Origin of the sequence: Sphingomonas sp. 67-41 (assembly GCF_001899725.1) — a bacterium.
Classification (GTDB): domain Bacteria; phylum Pseudomonadota; class Alphaproteobacteria; order Sphingomonadales; family Sphingomonadaceae; genus Sphingomonas; species Sphingomonas leidyi.
This window is the reverse complement of sequence record NZ_MKWJ01000012.1, coordinates 122,020-145,873: the sequence shown is the minus strand read 5'-3', so window position 1 is coordinate 145,873 and position 23,854 is coordinate 122,020. Positions and strand designations below refer to the sequence as shown.

Annotated in this window: 17 protein-coding genes and 1 tRNA gene; 10 read left to right on the top strand and 8 right to left on the bottom strand. The window is 68.7% G+C overall.

All coding sequences use genetic code 11. The features are described 5' to 3' along the window. Positions 1-154: 154 nt before the first annotated feature. On the top strand, positions 155-427 hold the full coding sequence (locus BGP17_RS06950) for a hypothetical protein (RefSeq protein WP_086128735.1): 273 nt from the start codon (positions 155-157) through the stop codon (positions 425-427). Positions 428-437: 10 nt separating this feature from the next. On the opposite strand, the gene cmk is transcribed toward BGP17_RS06950, so the two are convergent. The 3 genes from cmk to aroA form a co-directional block, all read right to left on the bottom strand. Continuing rightward, entirely contained in the window at positions 438-1,076 is a 639-nt protein-coding gene (gene cmk, locus BGP17_RS06945) for a (d)CMP kinase (protein WP_167298027.1), read from the bottom strand. Positions 1,077-1,137: 61 nt separating this feature from the next. Next, positions 1,138-2,121, bottom strand: a complete 984-nt coding sequence (locus BGP17_RS06940; protein ID WP_286711466.1) for a proline iminopeptidase-family hydrolase — start codon at positions 2,119-2,121, stop codon at positions 1,138-1,140. Next, positions 2,118-3,455 carry a 3-phosphoshikimate 1-carboxyvinyltransferase gene (gene aroA / locus BGP17_RS06935; RefSeq protein WP_286711465.1) on the bottom strand — a complete coding sequence of 446 codons (1,338 nt, stop codon included), beginning with the start codon at positions 3,453-3,455 and terminating at the stop codon, positions 2,118-2,120. The genes BGP17_RS06940 and aroA overlap by 4 nt, the downstream gene beginning before the upstream one ends. A gap of 101 nt (positions 3,456-3,556) precedes the next feature. Between aroA and BGP17_RS06930 the strand changes: the two genes are divergently transcribed. Beyond that, complete coding sequence (locus BGP17_RS06930) at positions 3,557-3,874, top strand: TIGR02300 family protein (RefSeq protein ID WP_167298030.1); 318 nt, start codon at positions 3,557-3,559, stop codon at positions 3,872-3,874. Between the two features lie 82 nt (positions 3,875-3,956). Then, positions 3,957-4,032 (top strand) — tRNA-Ala (locus tag BGP17_RS06925). 150 nt (positions 4,033-4,182) lie between these two features. Here the strand turns inward: BGP17_RS06925 and BGP17_RS06920 are convergent. Then, entirely contained in the window at positions 4,183-4,833 is a 651-nt protein-coding gene (locus tag BGP17_RS06920) for a TetR/AcrR family transcriptional regulator (RefSeq protein ID WP_167298031.1), read from the bottom strand. A gap of 192 nt (positions 4,834-5,025) precedes the next feature. Here BGP17_RS06920 and BGP17_RS06915 point away from each other — a divergent pair, with 192 nt between their 5' ends. The 6 genes from BGP17_RS06915 to BGP17_RS06890 all read left to right on the top strand — a co-directional run bounded on the left by BGP17_RS06915 (position 5,026) and on the right by BGP17_RS06890 (position 17,513). Then, positions 5,026-6,201 carry a glycosyltransferase family protein gene (locus tag BGP17_RS06915; RefSeq protein WP_286711464.1) on the top strand — a complete coding sequence of 392 codons (1,176 nt, stop codon included), beginning with the start codon at positions 5,026-5,028 and terminating at the stop codon, positions 6,199-6,201. Between the two features lie 138 nt (positions 6,202-6,339). Then, positions 6,340-13,983, top strand: coding sequence for an autotransporter outer membrane beta-barrel domain-containing protein (locus BGP17_RS06910; protein WP_286711463.1), 7,644 nt, complete (start codon positions 6,340-6,342; stop codon positions 13,981-13,983). 67 nt (positions 13,984-14,050) lie between these two features. Further along, positions 14,051-14,431, top strand: a complete 381-nt coding sequence (locus BGP17_RS06905) for a DoxX family protein (RefSeq protein WP_286711462.1) — start codon at positions 14,051-14,053, stop codon at positions 14,429-14,431. 234 nt (positions 14,432-14,665) lie between these two features. After that, positions 14,666-15,178, top strand: coding sequence for an RNA polymerase sigma factor (locus BGP17_RS06900; RefSeq protein ID WP_286711461.1), 513 nt, complete (start codon positions 14,666-14,668; stop codon positions 15,176-15,178). Further along, positions 15,175-16,188, top strand: coding sequence for a FecR family protein (locus BGP17_RS06895; protein WP_286711460.1), 1,014 nt, complete (start codon positions 15,175-15,177; stop codon positions 16,186-16,188). Before BGP17_RS06900 ends, BGP17_RS06895 begins: the two co-directional genes overlap by 4 nt. A gap of 14 nt (positions 16,189-16,202) precedes the next feature. Beyond that, complete coding sequence (locus BGP17_RS06890; protein WP_286711459.1) at positions 16,203-17,513, top strand: M20/M25/M40 family metallo-hydrolase; 1,311 nt, start codon at positions 16,203-16,205, stop codon at positions 17,511-17,513. Positions 17,514-17,620: 107 nt separating this feature from the next. Here the strand turns inward: BGP17_RS06890 and BGP17_RS06885 are convergent, their stop codons facing one another. Both BGP17_RS06885 and BGP17_RS06880 read right to left on the bottom strand, forming a co-directional pair. Next, entirely contained in the window at positions 17,621-20,797 is a 3,177-nt protein-coding gene (locus tag BGP17_RS06885; protein ID WP_286711458.1) for a TonB-dependent receptor, read from the bottom strand. A 142-nt stretch (positions 20,798-20,939) separates the two neighbouring features. Continuing rightward, entirely contained in the window at positions 20,940-21,524 is a 585-nt protein-coding gene (locus BGP17_RS06880; protein ID WP_167298038.1) for a DUF4142 domain-containing protein, read from the bottom strand. A 141-nt stretch (positions 21,525-21,665) separates the two neighbouring features. Here BGP17_RS06880 and BGP17_RS06875 point away from each other — a divergent pair, with 141 nt between their 5' ends. Then, complete coding sequence (locus BGP17_RS06875; protein ID WP_086128747.1) at positions 21,666-22,055, top strand: DUF3597 family protein; 390 nt, start codon at positions 21,666-21,668, stop codon at positions 22,053-22,055. Positions 22,056-22,082: 27 nt separating this feature from the next. On the opposite strand, the gene BGP17_RS06870 is transcribed toward BGP17_RS06875, so the two are convergent. Together BGP17_RS06870 and epsC are read right to left on the bottom strand one after the other, a co-directional pair. Beyond that, the gene (locus BGP17_RS06870; RefSeq protein ID WP_167298039.1) at positions 22,083-22,796 is read right to left on the bottom strand and encodes a gamma-glutamyl-gamma-aminobutyrate hydrolase family protein; all 714 of its coding nucleotides are present in this window, start codon (positions 22,794-22,796) and stop codon (positions 22,083-22,085) included. After that, on the bottom strand, positions 22,793-23,761 hold the full coding sequence (gene epsC, locus BGP17_RS06865; protein ID WP_167298040.1) for a serine O-acetyltransferase EpsC: 969 nt from the start codon (positions 23,759-23,761) through the stop codon (positions 22,793-22,795). Before epsC ends, BGP17_RS06870 begins: the two co-directional genes overlap by 4 nt. Between the last annotated feature and the right edge of the window lie 93 nt (positions 23,762-23,854).

The window sequence follows — 23,854 nt, the reverse complement described above, 5'->3', positions numbered from 1 at the left end:
GGCGCGTGAGAGTCACCCCTCCGCGCCTTCCTCCGCGGACACCCGTCCGCCGGACGCGCGCGCTCTAGCCGAATCCGCCCATATCCGCAAGCATTGCAGAGAGGCGCGCGGGATGCGACGTGCGAGGCCCGAGACCGGGTCGCGAGGAATCAAGATGGAATATGACAAGCAGCGTTTCGAGAATGTCGAGATCGTGCTCGACGGCAACGTCTTCCGCAACTGCACCTTCAACGAAGTGATATTCGTCTATTCGGGCGGGCCGGTGGACATGGTCGATTGCGGCATCGAGCGCTTCTCGATGCGGTTCGACGGCGATCTCGCCCAGGGTCTGTTCACGCTCTATCAGCTGTTCGGCACCGAAGGCATGCTGCAGATCATCCGCGGCTTCACCCAGCCGGCGGAGGGCGAGATCCAGATCGATATCTAGCAGGGACGTATCAGCCGGAGGCGCGGGTCGCGTTCGTCTTGCTCTCGACGATCGCGATCGCGCGCTGCACGGCGGCGTCGATCGAAAGGAAGCTGGTGTCGAGCAGTGCGGCGTCGCTGGCCTGGGCCATCGGCGCCTCGGTGCGCTTGGAATCGCGCTCGTCGCGCGCCCGGATGTCCGCCAGCACCTTGTCGAGGCTGGTGAGCACGCCGTGCTTGCGGAGTTCCAGGTGACGGCGCTGGGCGCGGATCATCGGCGTCGCCTTGACGAAGAGCTTCACGTCCGCGTCCGGCGCGATGACGGTGCCGATATCACGCCCGTCGAGCACCGCGCCGCCGGGCTGGCGGGCGAACTTCTTCTGGCGGTTGAGCAGTGCGGCGCGCACCAGCGGGTGCGCGGACACCACGGACGCGGCCCTGCCCACCTCGTCGGAGCGCAGCCAGGGATCGTCGAGCAGATAATCCTCGAAGCTGCAGGCGGAGACCGCGTCGGCTTCCCTGGCCGGATCCAGTTCCTCGCGCAGCACCGTGGCGGCGACGGCGCGGTAGAGCAGGCCGGTATCGAGATGCGGCAGCCCATAATGCTGCGCCAGCGCGCGCGCTATGGTGCCCTTACCCGAGGCTGCCGGTCCGTCGACTGCGATGATCATATGTCCGAGCGTTCGCGGCACATGCGCGCGCCGTCAAGCGATTCGGATGCAAAATCCGCGTTCAGGCGCCGTCGTGGCGTGCCATCCACGCGCGAAGCAGGGCGAGATAGGCTTCGGGGCGATCGGACAGGATCGAATGCGCCGATCCCGTCACTTCCCTGAACGTTGCGCCGGGCACGCGCGCGGCGAACTTCGCCACCGTCTCGGGCCGGGCCTCGTCATATTCGCCACAGACGAACAAGGTGCGCGGGCCATCCAGCTTCGCGAGCAGGGGTTCGCCGTCATAGTCCCTGAGCGTACCGGTCGCGACGAACTCGGCCTTGCCCCACATCCGGTTGTAGAGCGTGTCGCCGGCATCGCGCGGTGCCCGGGCGCGATAGGCGGCGACGCCGTCGGCGCGTTGCGAGCGGATGACGTAGCGACGATAGAATTCCCAGGTCGCCGCATTGCAGGCCTGGGCCGGCGGCGGCGCGGCGGTGTCGCATTTCTCCAGCGTGGCGCGCGTATCGGCCGGCATCCGGGAGCGCAGGAGATCGGCATCCGCGATCCAGCTCTTCGTCGAGACCAGCGGCGACTGGACGATCAGGCTTGCCGTGCCCGGCCGCCGGCGCGCGCCATATTCGATCGCCAGCGTGCCGCCCCAGCTGCCGCCGCCGACGTGCCAGCGGGCGATGCCGAGCGCGTCGCGAATCCGGTCGATCTCGTCGACGAAGCGCGACACCCGCCAGTTCTTCGGATCGAGCGGCGCGTCCGAACGGCCGCTGTCGAGCTGATCCCACAGGATCACCGCGCGCTCGCTTGCCAGGGCAGTGAGCGGAAGCAGCCCCGAATGATCGCCGCCCGGGCCGCCATGCGCGTAGATAAGCGGCGGTCGCGGGCCCTTGAGGTCGCCGTTCACCCGCACATAGACGCTGCCGCCCTCGACCGGGACCATCAGCTCCCTGTCGGGCTTGAACAAGATCTCGTCGCGCAGCCTGGCCCAGGCCGGGGCGGCCAGAGTGCCGGCGGCCATCCCGCCCAGAAAGGCGCGACGGCCGAGCTTCATGCGACGAGGCCGTCGAGCACGTCGAAAAAGGCGGGGTAGCTGGTCTGCACCGGCGCGACATCGTCGATGGCGATGGGCGCCGCGGCGGCGAGGCCGGCGACCGCCATGCTCATCGCGATGCGGTGGTCGAGCCTGGTGACCGCGGCGCCGCCGCCCGGGATCGGCGTGCCGCCGGTGCCGGTGATGGCGAGGCCGTCCTCGAATTCCTCCAGCACGACGCCATTGGCTTCGAGTGCCGCGCGCATCGTCGCGATCCGGTCCGATTCCTTGACGCGAAGCTCGTGCGCGCCGCGCGCCACCGTCCGGCCCTCGGCCACCGAGGCGGCGACGAACAGGATCGGATATTCGTCGATCATGCTGGGCGCGAGCTCGGGCGGCACTTCGATCGCCTTCAGCGGGGCATGGCGCACGCGCAGGTCGGCGACCGGCTCGCCGCCCACTTCGCGCGGGGCGAGCGCCTCGATCGACGCGCCCATCATCCGCAGCGCCTGGATCAGGCCGGTGCGGGTGGGATTCATGCAGACATTGGCGATGGTGACGTCCGATCCCGGCACGATCGATGCGGCGACCATCCAGAAGCCGGCGGAGGAGGGGTCGCCCGGGACGACGATGTGCTGGGGCTTCAGTTCCGCCTCGCCGCGGATCGAGATGATCTTGCCCTCGGGGCCGTCCTCCGCGGACAGCTCGGCGCCGAAGCCGCGCAGCATCCGCTCGCTATGATCGCGCGTGGGCACCGGCTCGATCACCCGGGTGATGCCCGGCGTGTTGAGCCCGGCGAGCAGCACCGCCGACTTCACCTGCGCCGAGGCCACGGGAAGCGTATAGGTGATCGGCACGGCCGGGCTGATCCCCTTCAGCATCAGCGGCAGCGTCTCGGTCCCCTTGGCGCCCGGGCTGGCGGTGATCTCCGCGCCCATCTGGGCCAGCGGCTCGATCGCCCGGCCCATCGGCCGGCTGGAGAGTGAGGCGTCGCCGGTGAAGGTCACCGTGATCGGATGGCTGGCGACCAGGCCCATCAGCAGCCGGGTCGACGTGCCCGAATTGCCCATGTCGAGCGCGCCCTCGGGCTGGAGCAGGCCGCCGACGCCGACGCCGCTGACCGTCCATGCGCCATCGTCGCCGCGCGCGATGGTCGCGCCCATCGCGCGCATCGCCGCGGCGGTGGCCAGCACGTCCTCGCCCTCGAGCAGTCCCTCGATCCGGCTTTCGCCGACGGCGAGCGCCGAGAACATCAGTGCGCGATGGCTGATCGATTTGTCGCCGGGAACGGTGACGCGGCCCTTCAGGGGACCACGGGCGGAGATGGCGAGCGGGCGGGGAGGAGAGGCAGACATGACGCCCGGCTTTGACAGCGCCCTTGCAGCATGGCAAGGCGCCTCCCACTTTCCGGGACCTGTTCCCGAAATCCAAGATTTGAAAGGCGAAGAGGCAACACATGGTGAAGCCCGAATGGGGCACGAAGCGCGCGTGCCCGAAGTGCGGAACGCGCTTCTATGATCTGACCAAGGACGAGCCGGTGACCTGCATCAGCTGCGGGTTTGCCTGGGATCCGGAACCGATCCTCAAGTCCAAGCAGCCGCTGCCTTTCGAGGCGGTGAAGACCGAGAAGCCCGAGACGGAGGATTCCGATCTGGGTGACGAGGATCTGGACATCGGCGACGACGACGAGGAGCCCTCGGCGGACGACGACGTTGATCTGGGCGGCGACGACGACCTGGGCGTCGAGACCGGCGGCGACGACGAAGAACAATAATTCGGGGAAATTGGCAGGGACCGAAAAAAGGTCCTTGCCAGACCCGCGGAGCCCTTCTAGAGGGCCCGTCTTCCCGGGGTTTGGGGCCGTAGCTCAGCTGGGAGAGCGTCGCAATGGCATTGCGAAGGTCAGGGGTTCGATCCCCCTCGGCTCCACCATTCCCCCCGTCCGCGGCAATGCGGACTCTTCCAGTTCCAGCCAGCGCGTAGCGGCGCGGCATACGGCCGAATCGGTCGTGCGACACGGTCCTGCGCATCCCGATGGGGGCGTTGCCGTCTTCGATACATGCCGGGAACCGGCGTGGCGCTTTAGGCCACGCGGCTGAGCTGATTCCGCTGCGTCTGCGCGAATGCCTGGGCGAGGGCGCCGATAAGCGGAAGCGCCTGTCGGGTCGCTTCCTCGTCGGTGCGGCCAAGCAGCCGCGAGGTTTCGGCGAGGCCGAGCACGATCGCGACGATCTCCCGCGCGCTGCGCTGCGGATCCTGGTGGAAATCGCGGGCGCGCCGCGTGCCGAGATAGCCGGCGAGGAGGGCGCTCAGCGGATCGAGAAGCTCGCGCTCGAAGGCAGTGCGCAGTTCCGGGCGATCATTGCCGTGGCGGACCAATGCCAGGTGGAGGTCGAAGAAGCCGGGGCTGGCGAACAACCCCAGCAAATCCCGCATGAACCGTGTGAGCCCGGCGTGCAGCTGCCGCTCGGCCGGAGGGGCGGGCGGCAGCTGCGCCTTCAGTTGCCGAAGCGTCTGGTGCACGACTCCCGCGAACAGGTCGTCCACATTGGCGAAGTGATTGTAGATCGTCCGGCGCGTCAGTTGCGCCTCGCGGGCGACATGCTCGAAGGTGACGCCGGAAACGCCGTGGCGCGCGAACAGGATGCGGCCGGCGAGCAGGATCGCGGCACGGTTGTCGCGCCGGCTGCGGGGCGCCGAAGTCTCTGCATCCCTGTTCCCGACAATGAACATCGCTGTCCCCCTCTCAACGCTGGTCGTGCCCATGCGCAATCAAGGCCGCCGATGCCGCATCGGCTGCGACCGAAGCCGTCCGTCACGCGACAGGGTCGGGGATTGCACGCCCCTGGGAAGGAACGGCGGCTGTCCGACGGTGCCCGATCGCGGCTAGGATACTCGATTGCTCTGGTCCGCCCGGGAGATTGCATGCGATTGCTGGCCACCTGGGAACTGGGGCTGGGATATGGCCATGTCGCGACGCTCGCGCCGATCAGCCGTGCGTTGCGCGGAGGCGGGCACCATCTGACATTGGCGGCACGTACGCCGCAGACGGCGCTGCGGCTTGAGCGCGATGCATTCGACCTGGTGGTGCAGGGCCCGCGCTTTGCCGGTTCCGCGCCCCGGGGCGAGACGCTGACCTATGGCCAGGTGATCGCCGCGGGCGGGCTGGTCGATGCGGCGTGCGCGATTCCGCTGGTGCGGCAATGGCTGGATGCCTTCGAACGCCTGGAGCCGGCCCTGCTGCTGGCGGAGCATGCGCCCCTGTCGCTGCTGGCGGCGCATATTGCCGGGCTCCCGGCGCGGAGGCTGGGCCCGACCTTCGTGGCGCCCCGCGCGCACGACGCGGGCGCGAGCCTGCAGCCCTGGGCCGGCCATGGCGCTGCCGAGCTGGCGGCGGCCCAGCAGCCGGCGGACCGGGCGGTGCGGGAGGTTTGCCGCCATTTCGGCGCGCCCGAGCCCGCCGGACTCGGCGCGTTGCTGGCGGGTGCGCCGCTCCATTCGCTGGCCTGGGCCGAGCTCGACCATTACGGGCCGGACGCGACGGGCTCCTATTATGGTCCCCTGATCGGGATCGAGGCCGATGCCCGCCCCGAATGGCCCCGGGGCGAGGGGCCGCGGACGTTCGTCTATCTGCCGTTCGATCGCCCCGGCAGCGCGATCGTGGCGCAGGCGCTCGGCGGATTGGGCTGGCCCGTGCTCTGGCATTCGGCGAGCCCGCCCGGCGAGGCGCTGCCTGCCAACATCCTGTTCAGCGCCGCGCCTATCGATCTTGCGGCGGCGGGGTGCGAAGCGGCGCTCTATGTCGGTCGCGGCGGCTATGGAGCCTCGGCGAAGATGCTCGCCGCAGGCGTGCCGCAGCTCCTGCTGCCCGATACGCTGGAATCGTTGCTGCTCACCTATCGGCTGCGCCTTGCCGGCGTGGCGTGGTCGCAGGCCGTGTCCGCCGGTGCGGACGCGGTGCGAGAGGCGCTGCGTCGCGCCGCCCGCGACGATCGCATGCGCCACCAGGCTGCCCGGGTGGCGGCGCGCCACGGCAAGTATTCCGCCGCCGCAATGACCGAACTGCTGGTCCGGGACATCCTGGCCGGCATGCCCGGATGAAAACTGCACAACCGCGTGAAGTTGCATTCCGCTGTGCAATTAAAGGGTTGGAACTCCTCTTCGAACATCGGCACCTGCCCTTGCTGTTCACGCTGGCGCGCACATCCGGGCCGGCACTTCCGGCATTGGAGCAGCATCATGGCGCGTACTGCGTTTCCGACCCGTATCTCGATTCTTCCTGGTGCCAGGGGCCGCACCGCGCTGTTCGTGAGCGCGGCGACGCTGGCGATCGCTCTTTCCTCGACGGCGGCGCGCGCCCAGTGCGCGGGCGAAGGCGCGCAGGTCGTCTGCACGGGCACGTCCGCACCCTTCGTGATGGCCGTGGCGGGCGGCACCGTCACCGTGCAGCCCGGCGCTACCGTAGGCAGCCAGACCACCGAGGGCCCGGGGCTTCGCTTCGATGTCGGCGGCAAGCTGATCGTCGAGGGTGGCGTGTTCTCGCAGGGCCCGGCGGTCCTGCTCGCGGACGCGGTGGGTCTCGAGATGAAGATCGGCAGATCGGGCACGCTTTCGGGCGGCAACGCGCTGCGCCAGGGCGATGACGACGGCGACTTCATCGCGCTCGACAATAGCGGCCTGGTGCGCGGGACCGACGGCACGGCGGTGCGCGCGCGCTCGGCTGCGCTCGACATGCGCAACCGCGGCACCGGCCGTATCGAAGGTGGCGTGGACGTCAACGAGATCCAGGGGACGAATGCCGGCACGATCGAGGCGGGCGAGGTTTCGGCGATCCGTGCCCGGTATCTCGACATCGACAATAGCGGCGCCATTGCGAACAACTCGGCTGCCGAAGCGACCATCGCCGTTGCCCAGGGCGTCATCCGCAACCAGGGCCTGATCGAGTCGCGCGGTGCCGCGCCGGCGATTTCGGCTGCCGACCTCGAGCTTCGGAATCGCGCCGGCGGCGTGATCCGCGGCGCCGGCGACACTGCGATCCGGGTCACGGAGCAGGCCGTCATCGAGAATGCCGGCCAGATCGACGGCGGCGTCGCGCTCGGCCAATATGGCGATCGCTTCTACCAGCGCATCGGCGGCAGCGTGGCCGGGAACATCGCGATGGGCGATGGCGACGACCAGTTCTGGCGCGAAGGCAATGCGACCGGCGTTGCCGGCATGCCGAGCGGCACGCTCGACGGCGGCGATGGCATCGACATCTACGGCATCCGCATGACCGGTTCGGGGACGGTCGCCTTCGGGAGCCTGCCGACGGGTTTCGAGCGCTACGGGCTCGACCTGTGCGGCTGCAACCTCGACGTGACCATCGCTGCCGAGAACCTGACCGGCGCGCTCAGCGTGTCCGGCCCGGGGGTCGTCACCAACCTGGCCAGCTTTACCTATGCCGGATCGGACGCGGGCCTCGAGATCAGGGCATATAATGCGTCCGGCAATGGCGGGACGTTGACCGTCATCAATCGCGGCGCGCTTAACTTCACCGGCATATCGGCCCCCGAGAGCGGCCCGCCGGTCGCGCTGATCGATGCCAACGACTTTCTCACCGGCTTCGTCAACGACACGGGCGGCACCATCAATCTGTCCGGCGAGGCGATCTACGGCATCCGCACGGCGGGCCGCTATGCCGTCGACAGCGCCCATGGCTTCATCAACCGCGGGTCGATCCACGCGGAGGGCCTCGTGTCCACCGCGGTCGCGGTGTCCGGCTCGGGCTATAACAGCGGCACGATCTCCAGCGCGGTGGAAAATGGGGTCGCGCTGAGCCTGGAGGGCGTATCCGCCCAGTTCGTCAACGACACCGGCGGCGTGATCCGCGGCGATCGGGCGGTGAGCATGCAATATGGCGCGAGTCTGACGAACCGCGGCACGATCGTCGCCACCGGCGAGAACGCCGCCGTCTCCGGCTACAGCACGCAATATTATCGCGCTGCCAAGCTGATCAACGAAGGGGAGATCCGCGCGGGCGCAGGCGCCGCCGTCGAGCTGTATAGCGAGGCGCCCTATGGCGCGCAGGTCGCGAACAAGGGCACGATCGTGGGCGACGTCGTGCTGGGCGGTTCGGGCAAGGACATGCTGTGGCTGGCCGAGGGCAGCGCGGTGCAGGGCAATGTCTCGACCGGCAATGGCGACGACAAGCTGGTCGTCGACCTGCGGCGGCTTGGTCAGGATGGCAGCGTCAACACCGGCGGGCTGGTGACCGGGGCTGTCGATATGGGCGCCGGCAACAACGTGCTGCAGGCCCGGGCCGGCGAGAGCCAGGCGTTCTCGGTGCTGCGGGGGAATGCCGCGGGCTTCTCGGGCGGTACGATCTACGAGGCCGCGGGCGCGGGCACGGTGCTGACGCTGCAGGGGCCGGCCGACGGCACCGGCGGCCATTACAGCTATGACGGATTGCTGCGCGTGGCCGGCGACGGCCGGGTCGTGCTGGACATGAATTTCAACAATGGGGGCTATGACCGTCCGTCGATCGTCGTCGAGAAGGATTCGACGAGCAGCGTGTTCGGCGAGGAAGGGCGGGGCCTCGACCTGGTGATCGCCGGCGCCGTCAACGGCGGCACCGCCGGCATCGCAGTCGACGCGACCCATGCCCGCCGCGTCGAGCTGCTTGCGCAGAGCGGCTATATCGGCATCACCGGCGGCACCGCGCTCAAGACCGGCGCCGGCACCGAAGTGCTGATCTCGGCGAGCTCCAACCTGCGCAAGATGGGCAATGCCTATGGCGTGCTGCTCGAGGCCGATGGCAGCACGATCACCAACCGCGCCTCGATCTGGGAGGATTCGAAGGACGCCTCGACCGGCAATTTCGGGCTCGGCGTGGACCTTCGGGACGGCATGTTCACCAACGATCGCGGCAATCTGGGCATCGGCCGAGTCAGCATGCAGGGCACCGGCATCCGGATGGAGAATTCGACGGTCTACAACAGCGGCGACATCGTCAGCGCCCATGGCAATGCGATCGAGACGGTCGGCTATGGCGTCAACCGCATCGTCAATCGTGCGGCGGGCACGATCCAGGGTCACGCGACGGACAATGCCGCCGGCACCGCGGGCGCCGCGATCGTGGGCGGCAATGCGGACGACATCGTCGAGAATGCCGGCACCATCACCGGCCATGTGCTGCTCGGCAACGGCAATGATCTCTATGTCGCGAACGGCGGCAAGGTCACCGGCGACCTCGACATGGGCAATGGCGACGACACGGTGCTCACCCGCAACGGCGCGGCGCTCGACGTGAGCGGCACCGTGAGCGGCGGGGCGGGCATCGACGCCTATGGCCGGTCCTTCACCAGCAACGGGACCTTCGATCTTACGGGCAACGTGCTCCCCGCGGGCTTCGAGATGCACGGCGTCGAGGCGAGCGGCGCGCAGACCGAAGTTACCGTCACTTCCGCGACGACCCAGACCAGGGGGCTGCGTGCGCTCGGCGACGGCAAGGTGATCAACAACGCCAATTTCGACATTGCGGACGACACGCTGAACGCGGCGATCGAAGTCACCGATCCGCGCTTCGAGGCGCAGCTCGACCTGGTGAACAACGGCACGATCACCAGCACGGCGAATGGGGTCCTCGCCTATGGTGCGCTGTCGAGCTTCGCCAATACCGGCGCGATCACTGCCCGGGGCAACGGCCTGTCGGTCTATCGCGACTATGGCATCGGCGCCTTCACGCTGAACAACAGCGGCAGGGTCGCCTCGACCGAGGGGCATGGCGTTCGAGTCTACAGCTATGGCGTCGACGAGGCCGGTCGCAGCATCGATGTGACGAACAGCGGCCAGATCACCGCATCGGCCGATGGCGGCAACGGCATGGAGCTTCAGGGCGAAGGGGGGCTGGTCAGGCTCGCCAACACCGGCACGATCGGCGCGGCCAGCCTCCACGGCAGCGGGGCCTCGATCAGCGCCCGGTCGTTCGACGTGACCAATGGCGGCACCATCGAGTCCACCGGCGGGAGCGGCACCGGCTTGCTGCTCACCGCTCTCGGCGGCGCCGCGTTCGGCGAGGACTGCCCCGATCCGCAGCAGCCGGTGCTGGTCGGCAAGCTGGTCAACAGCGGCCGGATCGCGGCAAATGGCGGCGGCAGCGACGGCGGCTCGTCGCCGGACATCGCCACCGGCGTCTTCGCGGCCCTGCTCGGCGACAACGGCATCGTCGGCATGACCAACGCGGCCGGCGGCACGATCGAGGCCACCGGCGGCGTGTCGGCCGCGCTGATGGTCGCCGGCCTCGACGACGAGGGCTATGGCAGCGCCGGCGTCGATGCGGCGCTGCGGCTGTTCGAACTCGACAATCTGGGGATGATCCGCGGCGGCGCGGACACGGTCCTGCACGGCGACAGCGGCTTCGAGGCAGGCGGCGTCTATCTCCACGCGCCGGGCGACTCCACGACCGAGACCTATGTGATCGCCGGCGGCATCCAGACGATGCATACCACCGACAAGATCCGCAACCTCGCCGGCGGCACCATCATCGGCAATGTCGACCTGGGCCAGGGTGACGACCGGTTCGAGAATTACGGCACGCTCCAGGGCGACCTGCGCCTCGGCGACGGCAACGACACCTTCGTCTATGGCGCCTCGGGCATCTTCACCGGCATCGCCTATGGCGGCGAGGGTACGGACGTGCTGCTCGTCGACGTGAATGGCGGGGGCACGGTCAATTTCGATCAGTTCCGGGGCTTCGAGACGCTGAGCCAGCGCGGCACCGGCTCGATCACGATCCGCGGCACCGCCGATCTCGACACGCTGAGCATGGCGGGCTCGAACGTGACGGTCGCGGCCGGTACCCGCTTCCAGACCCAGGGCGCGACGGCGCTGGCCGGTTCGGACGCGGCGGAATCGGTTACCGTCTCGGGAGCGATCGGCGGCGGCATCGGCATGGGCGGCGGCAACGACACCGTGACGCTCAACGCCGGGGGCGTGGTCGAGGGCAATATCGACCTCGGCGCGGGCGACGACCGTCTCGTGCTCGCCGGCGGCACCGCCACCGGCCTGATCGACGGCGGCGCCGGCATCGACACCGTCGCCTTCGAGATCACGCAGGACACCAGCGACCTGCCCAACGTCGTCAATTTCGAATCGCTCGACGTCTCGGGCAATGCCCGCCTGACGATCGGGATGAACCAGGACTTCGACACGGTGACGCTGCGCAACGGCGCCGACCTGACGGTCAACCCGGGCTCGGGCGATCACCATATCGGCACCATCATCGGCGACGACAGCGCGCAGTCGGTGATCCTCAACACGGCGCTCACCGGCGGTGTGTCGCTGGGCGGTGGCGACGATTCGCTGACCATGCTCCTGAACGGCACGCTCTCCGGCATGCTCGACGGTGGCGCGGGCAACGACGTGCTCAATCTCAACCTGACGGGCGACTCGCGGATCGCCGGCGGGATCACCAGCTTCGAGACGATCAACGTGGCCGGCGGCGCGTCGCTGACGCTGGGCGGCACCATCGCCGCCGACCAGACGCTCAACTTCGACGGGCATGACAACCAGCTGATCGTCGATGGCGGCTCGATCCTCGGCACGGTCAATGGCGGCGCCGGGCACGACGCGCTCGTGTTCAACACGCTGGCCGACCAGACTGCGACGCTGGCCACCGCCAAGATCCTCAACTTCGAGGATATTCTGGCGCGCGGCGCCGGCAACCTGGCGATCAGCGGCAATGGCAGCTACCAGACCATCTCGGTGGATCAGGGCGACCTGACCATCGCGGCGGGGAGCTCGATCTCCGCGGAGCAGATCAGCTTCGGCGCGGCGGACAACGTCCTCACGCTTTCCAGCCGTGCGACCCTGAGCGGCGCGATCGACGGCGGCGACGGCATCGATCGCCTGGTGCTCAACCAGGCGGCGAACACCGTCCGCCAGCTGAGCAACGTCAACGCCACCGGCTTCGAACAGCTCGAATCGGGCGATGCCGGCGAACTGATCATCGATCGCGACGCGCAGTTCGACACGGTCGACCTGTTCGGCGCCAAGCTGACGGTCACGGCGGGCGCGACGCTCACCACGCCGGCGCTTGCGGGCAATGACGGCGCCAACCACCTCAACGTGCAGGGCACGCTGGCGGGCAATGTGGCGCTGGGCGCGGGCGACGACCGTCTGACTCTCGGCCGCACCAATGCGATCACCGGCACCGCCAGCGGCGGCACCGGCTATGACACGCTCGAGTTCAACACCCAGGGCAGCTATGCCGCGCCGACTGCGTGGAACGGCCAGGGCTATTCCGAATTCGAAGCGTTCAATGTCGCCGGCGGCGTGGTCTCGCTGACGGGGAACATCAGCTACGACACCGTCTCGGTCACCGGCGGCCGCCTGATCGGGCAGGCGGGCACCACCATCACCTCGGCCAAGACCATCGTCGTCAGCCACGGCGCGACGTTCGGCACCGCGGGCACGGTGAACGCCAATATCGAAGTGCGCGGCACGCTGTCGCCGGGCGCTTCGCCGGGCACGATGACGGTCAACGGCAACGTGCTGTTCACCAACGGCTCGAACCTGCTGCTCGAAATGGCGCCGACCGGCAGCGACCGCCTGAACATCTCGGGCACCATGAACATCCAGGCGGGCGCCACGCTGGATATCACGGGCATCCTCCAGTCCACGCCGGGCGGCGCGCTCGATCTCGTCGTGGCGCAGGGCGGCATCACCGGCGGCTTCACCACGATCAACAAGTCGGAGACGGTATTCGGCTTCGTGGCGACGCGCGGCAACCGCATCCAGCTGGTCGGCGAGTTCCAGAACGACAACGCGTTCGGCGCCAATGTGCGCGATTCGATCCGCTACGCCAATGCGGTGCTGGGCGGCGGGCAGATGGTGCAGACCTTCACCAATGCCCTGCCGTCGCTGGTCGAGACCAACGGCGCCTCGCGTGCCGCGAGCTTTGCGGCGCTGAGCCCGGAGGCCTTTGCCGCCGCGGATCAGGCGAGCGTCGAGAGCGGCCTGGCCGTGGTCGATGCGATGCGCGCGCAGGACAATGGCGGGAAGGGCCATGTCGGCTTCTACGGTTTCGCGCAGAGCCTGTATCAGGAAGGCGCGCTCCAGGGGAATGCCGGCACCGGTGCGCACGACCTGCGCAGCGACAGCCGCGGCCTGCTCGGCGGGTTCGGCTGGGGCTTCTCGGAGGCCGCCCGGGTGAATGCGTTCGTCGGCACGCTCTCGACCAGCCAGACGGTGGAGGGCCTGGGCGCTTCCACCAAGCTGGAGGGCATGCAGGTCGGCGTCTCGGCCAGTGCCGAGCTCGGCGGCCTCGCGCTGCGCGGCCTGGTCGCCTATGACCTGTCGCGGGCCAAGACCCGCCGTGCCGTCCCGGGCGGCACCGCCACTTCGCGGTACGACCTGGGCGGGTTCGTCGCCGATATGTCGGCGGGCTATCAGGTGTCGCTGGGTTCGGCGCGCATCACGCCGCGCATCGGCCTCACTTATGTCGAGGCTGGCCGCAACCACCTGGCCGAGGGCGGTTCGGGCTTTGCGCTGGAGGTGGTCAGGAATACCGGCAACGCGCTGTTCGGCGATGCCGCGCTGGGCGTCAGCTTCGATCTCGGCGGCGTTACCCCCTGGGCCGAGGCGGGCATCCGCCATCAGTTCAGCGGCAACAACGGCCGGGCCTCCGCCGCCTATGCCGCGGCGAGCGCCGGCGGCCTGATGTCGGCCCTGGCGGCCGAGCGTGGCGACACCATGGCGCATCTCGCGCTCGGCGTGACCGCGCCGGTGTCGAAGGGCGTCCGGCTGAACCTCAGCTATTCGGGCGAATATGGCGCCGGGGTGGGCGGCAGGTTCGGCGACACGACCCGCCACAGCGTGAATGCGGGCCTCTCTATCGCGTTCTGACCGGGAGCCGCCCCTGGTTTCCCGCTGCCGAAGGAACATTCGTCCGTTGCATATCCTGTTCAGACCATTGTCCGTCTCCGCCCGGCCGCGTGCCGGGTGGATATGCTCGATCCTCGTCAGCGCGCTGTTGCTGGCCGATGCGCTGGTCATGCTGCTGGCACCGGATGTTCTTGCCGGCGCCCAGGAGCATATCGGTTATCCGCCGGGGCAGCTTCCCTATCTGGCGTGGATCCTGATCCTCGGCGTTGGCGCGTTCCTTACCCGCAGATTGGGGGCGATGGGCTGCGCCGTCCTGACGGCTTTTCTCGGCGGCGCGGTCGCAAGCCATGCGCGCATCGGCGAAGCGCTTTCCGTGCCGGTGCTGATCTGCGGCTTGCTGGGCGTGCTGCTATGGGTCGGCTGGCTGATGCGCGGGGCGGTGACGGGGGCACCCGGCACCGCCTCCTAGCGGGCGATCGGCTTCCCCGCCGGGCGGGGATCGTGTGCCGAAGCTCGACTGCTGGGGCTCTTCCGGCACCGCGCGATCACGCGCGGATTCGCCTCCTCACGATCGCGTCTCCCGACTCTTCCTTCCCGGCCCTTGCGCCGAATCCCCCGAAATGGTGCGACAAGGCCGGGCGGCTCGACTTTTCCTTTACGGGATGGGCAAGGGGTTGCGTCTTAGGGGTCGGGAGGAGCTTGCATGCCAGATGCCGCCAGGCACCCGGGGCTGGATGAAGTCGTCGCGCAATATCGGGTGCCGCTGCTGCGTTTCTTCCAGCGCAGGGTCGAGCATTTCGAGGATGCCGACGATCTGGTGCAGGATGTCTTCAGCCGGCTGGCCGCCCAGGATCTGGCGGCCATCGCCAATGTCCAGGGCTATGTCTTCCAGGTCGCCGCCAACGTCCTGCGCGACAAGGCGCGCCGCGCGAACGTGCGCAGCATCATGAGCCCGGCACCCGAGGGCTTCGACATCGAGGACGAGGCGAGCTTCTCTCCCGAACGCATCCTGCAGAGCCGCGAAGCGCTGCAGATCATGATCGCCGCGCTGTACGAGCTGCCGGAAATCGTGCGCGTGGTGTTCAGCCAATATCATTTCGACGGAGTCGCGCAGGTGGAGATCGCGCGCCGCACGGGCCTGTCGCTCAGCACCGTCGAAAAGCACATGGCCAGGGCGAACGGCCATCTGCTCCACCGTCTCCGGAAAGCCCGATGAGCAGGTCCCTCGACAAGGTGGAGGAAGCGGCGGCGACCTGGGATGCGCGCCTGCGCGGCGCCACGGCGACGTCCAGCGACCGCCAGGCCTTCCAGGCATGGTTGCAGGAAGACCCGCTGCACCGGATCACGCACGAACGCTTGCAGATGGCGTTGTCGGAGCTGCGGACCCATGCGCGGTTGCCCGAACTCAGTGCCCTGCGCGACGAGGCGCGCAACGGCGTCGATGCGATCCGGCGCCGCCGCCTGGCGTCGATCTTCGCCGTCGCTGCCGCCATCGTCCTGATCGTGATGGTAAGCATCGGCGCCCAGACCGAGCGCGGTGCCGAGATCGTCGCCCAGCTCCAGGGCGGCTCGGTCTATGTGACGTCGCCGAACGAGCGGACCAAGGTGACGCTCGCGGACGGTTCGGTGGTGACGCTGGATTCGGGCACGCGGCTTTCGGTGCTGCTCGGCGCGTCGCGGCGCGACGTCACGCTGCTGGCCGGTCGGGCATTGTTCCAGGTCGCCAAGGATCCGCGGCGGCCCTTCGTCGTCAGGGCCGGGGAGCGGACGATCACCGCGCTCGGCACCGTGTTCGACGTCGATCTTTCGAAGGGCGAATTGCGAGTGACCCTGGCCGAGGGCAGCGTCGCGGTGCGGCCGGTGCAGTTCCGCCGCGGCTCCCCCCAGCAGATATTGACGCCCAGGCAGCAGCTCGTGGCGACGGCCGGGGACGCGCTTCCCAAGTTGCGCACCGTCGATACCGAGCGCGCGATGAGCTGGGCGGAGGGGCAGGTCTTCTTCGAGAACGAGCCGCTCGCCAGCGCCGTCGAGGAAATGAACGAATATTCGAGCCGGAAGATCGTGGTCGATCCCGCCGTGGCGGACCTGCGGATCAACGGCATGTTCCGCACGAGCAACCAGGCCGGCTTCCTGGAGGCGCTGCAAGTGACGTTGCCCGTCGAAGTCCGCAACGACGGCGAGGGCAGGATATTCGTCTCGAAACGGCCCGGGCCGACCGCCGAATGACCAAGGGGAAGACCATGCGATACTCGTCTCTCGCTCTCGCCGCCGCCCTGCTGCCGGCCACGGCCGCCGCGCAGGACAAGCCCGATCCGGCCCGGCTCAAGGCCGATGTCGAGAAGCTGGTGAGCTTCGGCACCCGGCACACCCTGTCCTCGCCCGACGATCCCAAGCGCGGGATCGGCGCGGCCCGCCGCTGGTTCGGCGAGGAGATGAAGAAGACGGCGACCCGGTGCGGCGGATGCATCCAGGTCTCCACGATCGAGCGGGTGTTCACCAACGAGCGGGCGCCGGCCGGCGTCAACGTCGTCGACGTCCTCGCCATCCAGCCGGGCAGCGATCCCGCCCGCGTGGTGATCGTGCAGGGCCATATCGACAGCCGCGTCAGCGACGTGATGGACATCACGCGCGATGCCCCGGGGGCGAACGACGACGCTTCGGGCGTGGCGCTGGTGCTCGAGGCGGCGCGGCTGCTTTCGCAGAGGAAGTTCAAGGCGACGATCGTCTATGCCGCGCTCTCGGGCGAAGAGCAGGGGCTGCTCGGCGGCACGCTGCTCGCCGAGACCGCGAAGGCGCGGGGATGGAACGTCACGGCGGTGCTCAACAACGACATCGTCGGCAATACCGTCGGCCAGAACGGCGCACGGGTGGCGGATCGGGTGCGGGTCTTCTCCGAGGGGATCCGTGCCTCGGAGGATCTGGCCGGTCAGATGGCGCGGCGCGTCAATGGCGGCGAGGACGACGGCCCCAGCCGCGCCCTGGCCAAGGCGATCGACCATGTCGCGCAGGGGATACCGGGCGGGCTCGACGTGTTCGTCGATCGCCGCAACGACCGGTTCGGCCGCGGCGGCGACCATGAGCCGTTCCTGAAGCTGGGCTATCCGGCGGTGCGCTTCTCGGTGGGGATCGAGAATTACAACCAGCAGCACCAGGACCTGCGCACCGAGAGCGGCATCGAATATGGCGACACCGTCGACAAGATGGACTTCCCCTATCTCGCCAAGGTGACGGCGATCAACGCCGCGACCATCGCGCGGCTCGCCGCCGCGCCCGCGGCGCCGGCGGAGGTGAGCCTGAACGGTGCGCTCGGCATGAACACGACCGTGACCTGGACTCCGGTGCCCGATGCGGCCGGCTATCGTGTCCGCTGGCGCCGCAACGACAAGCAGGACTGGACCGAGCAGCGCGACGTGCCGGCCACGGCCGGCGAGACGGTGCTGAAGGACGTGATCGTGGACGACGTGTTCATCGGCGTTTCCGCCCTGTCGGCCGACGGCGCGGAGAGCCTCGTCACCTTTGGCGGCCGCGCACCCCGTCGCGCGCCGCGCTGAGGGAATTCCCTGCCGACAGGACGAACCCGTGCGGGCAAGCGCGCACGGGTTCTTCTCGTTCGGGCGAAACCGCCATCCCGGCCTGCACCGGGATGGCGGCGGGCAGGTCAGAACTTGAACCGGAATCCCATGCGATAGCTGCGGCCGATCATGTCATAGGGCGCCGAGGTGCCGAACGAGGTGCCGCTGCTGGGGATGGGTTCGGGCGCGCGGTCGAACAGGTTCTCCACGACCCCGAACAGCGTGACCTTGCGGCCGCCAAGGTTGACGTCGACATTCTGGGCGAGCTCGAAATACCAGACCGGATCGACATGATTCAGCGCGTCCGGAATGCCCGTCCGGCTCGTCTCGGGCTGGTTGGTGATCCTGCCCGGGCCGAGATAGCGCGTCGTCAGCGTGGTGCGGCTCGGGCCGACGGCATAGCTGGCGGTCATCAGGCCGCGCCATTTCAGGCTGCTGAAGGTACCCAATATGGGCGGCGCGGAATCTCCGGGCAGGTTGGTCTCGTCCTTCAGCCGCTGCGAGATCAGTAGCCGCAGGTTGATCGACCCCGGCAGCTTCGCGGCGATGTCGCTGAGATTGGCGCGATAGCTCGCCTCATAGTCGATGCCTTCCACCGCCACGTTCTGCGCGTTGATGCCGCTGGTATAGATGGTGGCGTTCACCAGGTTGGTGGCGCCCGGCGCCAGCACGATCGAGCCGCACGCCGCCGGGTTCACCGGACGGTTGAAGCCGTAGCACATGTCGATGATCTGCTGGGCGCCGACCGCGGTGATCGCGTTCTTGATGTCGATCTTGTACCAGTCGACCGAGAAGCTGAAGCCGCGCAGCCAGCGCGGCGTGTAGACGCCGCCGGCGGTCCAGGTATCGGCGATTTCCGGCGTCAGGTTGGGATTGCCGCCGCTCAGCGTGGTGTTCGGCACTTGCGGGCTGCCCGGCTGGGTCCGGTCGAGATAGGCGTTCACGAACTGGCTGGCGGGCGCGAACAGGTCGTTGAGGTTCGGCGCCCGGATATCGCGCGAGCGCGTGCCGCGCAGCCGCAGCCCGTCGACGACTTCCCAGCTCAGTCCCGCCTTCCAGGTCGTCACCGGGCCGCTCGTCGAATAGTCCGTGCGCCGGATCGCGCCGTTCAGCTCCAGGCTCTTCGCGACGACCGAATCCTTCAGCAGCGGCACCAGGACCTCGCCGAAGAACTCCTTCACATTATAGCCGTTGCTGCCGCCCTTGAAGTTGCCGACGTTCCACAGCGACTGGAGCGAATAGCTGTCGGCCGTCGACGAGAAGGACTCCTTGCGATATTCGAAGCCGGCGGCGACCGAGACCGGCCCCGCCCAGGTCGAGAACGGATTATACTGTGCGTCGATCGACCAGACGTCCTGATAGAAATCGAGGTCCTGGCGCGTCCGCAGCCCGTCGGCATGGCCGGTAACCCAGGCGATCGAGGCCGCGCCGAGCGATCCCTCGCCGAACAGGTTCATCGGCACGCAGCCATTGCCCGGACTGGCGAGCGTCGAGCGACAGATCGGCGTGCCCGTCGCCACTCCGGCCACGCCGCCCGCCGCCGGATTGGCGATCACGTCGATCGCCTGGTTGAACCGGCTGAGGATGATGTTGTTGTCGCGGGTGTACCACACCTTGCTGTGGCCGCGCTGATAATAGGCGCGCCACTTGCCGCTGCCGAGGAAACTGCCCTCCAGCGCGAGCAGGACGCGATCCTGGCGGCGATTATATCCCGCCTCGCCGATATGCGAGCCCGGCGTGTTGATCATGTCGTAGAACAGGCGGTTCATCTGGAACGACGTGACCTGCGCCGAGTCCATCGCTTGCCGCGTTGCCAGGGGGATGAAGGGATTGTCCCGCGTGACGGTGATCGCCGTGGTGCCCTGGCGGTTGTAGACGGCCGACCAGTTGATCGTGTCGTTGCCGGCATAGCTCGCCTCGACGATCGCGTTGATGCCGTCGGTGAGTTCGTAGCTGAGACGGCCGTAGAGGCTCCAATGCTTGTCGTCGGGCATCAGCGCGCCGCGGACGGGCATGGATTCCACCGTGCCGCCGGCCTGGACCTGGCCCTGCTGGATCGGCCCGAACACGAAGGTGCCGACCGTGCCGCCCGGGCCGAAGGACATGCCCTTCAGCGGCCCCGTGGCGATCACCCCGCCCGGCGTGCTGTTATAGCCGGCATCGGTGCGCACGATCTGGCCGGGCTCGCCGTTGGTCGCCGTCCATGCCGGATTGTTCATCAGGCGCAGGCCCGGCTGAAACCAGTCGCGGACATGGTGATAGAAGTCGATCCGGTCGCCCTTGTAGTAGTTGCCGCTCAGCAGGACATGGCCGCGCCCGCCCGCGAACCTGGCGCCCCAGGCCAGGTCGCCGGTCACCACGCGCCCGTCGGAATAGTCGGTCTGGCTGAAATTGAAGCCGCCCTTCAGCCCGGTGAACTTCGTGTCGAGGATGAAGTTGACGACGCCGGCCACGGCATCCGAGCCATAGGCGGCAGAGGCGCCGCCGGTCACCACGTCGACGCGCTGCACCAGGTTCTGCGGCAGCATGTTGATGTCCACCGCGGGAGACATGCCGGAGCCGACGACGCGGCGGCCGTCGAGCAGGGTCAGGGTGCGGGTGACGCCCAGGTCGCGGGCGCTCAGCTGGTTCGCGCCGCCGGTGGCATTGGCGAACAGGGTCGTCGTGCGCGGGGTGTTGCCGGTCCCCATCGCGGGCAGCTGGCTGACATAGTCGGCGATGTTGGTGGGATTGCGCTCCGAGATGTCCTCGGCGCTCAGCACCGTGGTCGGCGTCGGAGCGTCGTTGCCGTTGCGCACGATGCGCGAGCCGGTGACGATCAGTTCGGCGCCCTCGGAAGCGGCTTCCGCCAGTGCGGCAGGCGCCTGATCGGTGCGATCCTGGTCGCGTGCCGGGGCGGCCGGAGCTTCGAAACTTGCCGTCTGGCGGCGCACGTCCTCGGGCCTTGCGATCCTGCGCAGGGTGAGGACGCTGCCGCCCTCGGCGCTCAGCCCGGTTCCCTCGAGCAGGACCCGCAGCGCGTCACGCGGCGTCAGGCTGCCATGGATGCCCTTTGTGCGCTTGCCCGCCACCATCGCGCTGGAGAAGATGATCTCCTGGTTCGCCTGCCGGGCAAAGGCATTCAGCGCGCTGCCCAGGTCCCCGGCGGCAATGTTGAAGCTGCGGGCCTGCTGCGCCGCCGCGGCCGGAGCGGCGGACAACCACAAGGCCGCCGCCAGTGCGGAGCCAGAGCCATGGACCGAGAACAGCCCCCTGTTTCGCATATTGTCCCTCCCTGCCGCGCTGATCGCGGTGTCATTCCGTGAGACGCAGGGAGAAGCCGATCCCGCCGAAAAAATGTCGGTCGGGCCGGGGAGGGGGCGCGGCGGCCAGCGGCCCGCGATCGCTCGCGGGCCGCCCTTGGATCTAGGACTTGAGGCCCTTGGCCATGTTGAGATGCGCAGTCACCGTCGGGATCAGCCTGGTGGCGAAATCGCGCAGCTGCTGCGGCACGTCCTTGTTGCCGACGGTCGCCTTCACCGCGTCGAGCGTCTTCTGATGCGCATCGACCTGGGCGGCGGCATAGGCCTTGTCGAATTCGGCTCCCTTCAGGGGCTTGAGCGAATCCAGCGCCTGCTGCTGCGCGGCCGTCAGCGCCGGATCGGGGGTGATGGCGGGCGCGGCCGCGCTCGCCGCCGTCTTGAGCTTCGCGGTCGATTCGGTGTGCGCCTTGATCATCGCGTCGGCGAATTTCTTGATCGCCGCGGATTGCGACTGGCCCTGGGCGAGCTTCGAAGTCTCGATCTCGAAGGCGTCGCTCGCCGCGGCGGCATTTGCAAAGGCCTGGCCCGCGGACGCGGCGGGTGCCGTGCCCATCCCGTTCGCCATCATCGAACCGTCGGTGTTGGTGGCGACGGTGGTCGTATCGGAGCCGGTGGTTTCGGTCTTCGAACCACAGCCTGCGAGCGCGAGCCCGGCGGCCCCCAGCATCATCCAGCGAAGAACCTGCATCCTTACCTCCTGTTCGAGCCCCTGGTGCGGAGCCATGGCGTGAACGCGTGCCGCTATTGCCCGTTCCGCCCGAACCCTTTTGACGCAATGCGCGTTTGAACCGGCGCGCCTGCGCTTCATCGCACGTGACGGGAGGATTGAATGAGCATCTTCGGTAGCATCATGGGCAAGATCTTCGGCCACAAGGCGGACGCACCCGCCCCGAGTCCCGCACCTGCGGAAGCGGAAGCCGCCCCGGCTGCGGCGCCGGCTCCCACCGCGGATGCCACGCCGGTCGATGTGGGCGCCGTGTTGTCCGAGATGGCGAGCATGAAGGGCGGCGGCGGCAACTACCAGACATCGATCGTCGATCTGCTCAAGCTGCTCGATCTCGATTCCAGCCTGGATGCGCGCAAACAGCTTGCCGACGAGCTGGACGTGCATGCCGGCGAGCCCGGCACCGCCGAGCAGAACATCGCATTGCACCAGGCGGTGATGGCCAAGCTCGCAGAGAATGGCGGCGTGGTGCCCGATAGCCTGCGCGGGGGCTGAACCCCCCGGCCGGCCGGGGCGCGCGGCTCAGGCCGCGATCGCCTCTCCGACGAAGTGGAAGAAGGCGCGGCTTTCGGGCCGGCGGGCCGCGTCCCATTCCGGGTGCCATTGCACGGCGAGCACCGGTGCACCGGCGGGACGGGCCGAGAATGCCTCGACCAAACCGTCGCCTGCGGCATGGGCTTCGGGCGTCAGGCCGCGACCGAGGCGCTCGATTCCCTGCCGGTGCACCGAGTTCACCCGGATGCGCCGCGCGCCGGTAATGGCGGCGAGGAGGCCTTCGGCGCGCAGGTCCACGTCGTGGTCATGGTCGAACAGCGCTTCATAGGGCAGATGATCGCCCTCCCTGTGATGCGCGGCGAGACCGTCGGCCAGCGTGCCGCCGAACAGCACGTTGAGCTCCTGCAGGCCGCGGCAAATGCCGAACACCGGACGGCCCGCATCGATCATGCGGCCGGCCAGCGCGATCGCCGCTTCGTCGCGCTCCTCGTCGAGCGGGCCTTCGGCAATGCCGTCACCGCCATAGCGGCGGGCCGCGATGTTCGAGCGCGAACCGGTGAGCAGCAGGCCGTCGAGCCGCGCGGCGAGCGCTGCCGCGTCGAACGCGCCGGTGACGGCGGGCACCAGCAGCACGGTGGCGCCGGAAATCTCGGCCAGCGGGCGGATGAACCGCGTCGCCACGGCCTGGATCGGCCGGTCGGCAACTTCATTGCAGCACAGAACGCCGATCAGCGGGCTCATGCGCCGTGCTCCGCCAGCCGCTCGGAAAGCGCGTCGCGTGCGGCGGGGCCCAGCCGGATCGCCTCGGGCTGCGCCACCACGCTTTCGGGCGGCACATCGTCGAGCAGCCACACATTGCCGCCGATCACGCTGCCGCGCCCGATGGTCACGCGGCCCAGGATCGTGGCGCCGGCATAGATGGTGACGCCATCCTCGACGATCGGGTGGCGCGCGTGCCGGGTCCGCGGCCCGGTGGGTGCCAGGCCGAGCGGACTGCGTGCGCCCAGGGTGACGTGCTGATAGAGGCGCACGCCCCGCCCGATGATCGCGGTCTCGCCGATCACCACGCCGGTGCCGTGGTCGATGAAGAAGCTGGGGCCGATCGTGGCCCCGGGATGGATGTCGATGCCGGTGCGCGCATTGGCCAGCTCGGAGATCACGCGCGCGACGATCACCGCGCCCAGCGTGTGGAGCTGGTGCGCGATCCGGTGATGGAGAATGGCGAGCGCGCCCGGATAGCTGATCAGGATCTCGTCGGTGCTGCGCGCGGCGGGATCGCCGACAAAGGCGGCTTCGACATCGGCATCGACCAGCGCGCGGATCTCGGCGAGCGTCGCGGCGAACAGGCGGACGATCGCATCGGGCTGATCCGGCTCGAAGGGCTGGTCGGATTCTGCCTGCCAATAGTCGAGCTCGCTCGCCACTTCCTCGCGCAGCAGCGTCAACGCGCGGTGCAGTTGCTCCGCGACGAAATCGTCCTCGCCCGCCGGGCCGTCACGGAAGCCGCCCAGCCTGGCGGGGAAGAGTGCCGCCGAGAGATGCTCGACGGCGCGCGCCAGGCCGGCCGGGGAAGGGAAGCGAGTCACGCTCCCCCGGCCGGGCTGCCGCGCCCGCCAGGCCGAGCGCACGGCATTGAGCGCGGCGACGGCGTCCGCGATCCCGGCGGCAAGGGTGGGGTCCGGCTGGCCGGGGGACGTCGAACGCATGGAAGCTGCCTCGTGCTGCGTGCGATTAAAATCCCCTAATTCGATAGGAGTTTCAGCAAAGGAAATATTGGCGAGCGCGAAGGCCTGGCGAAG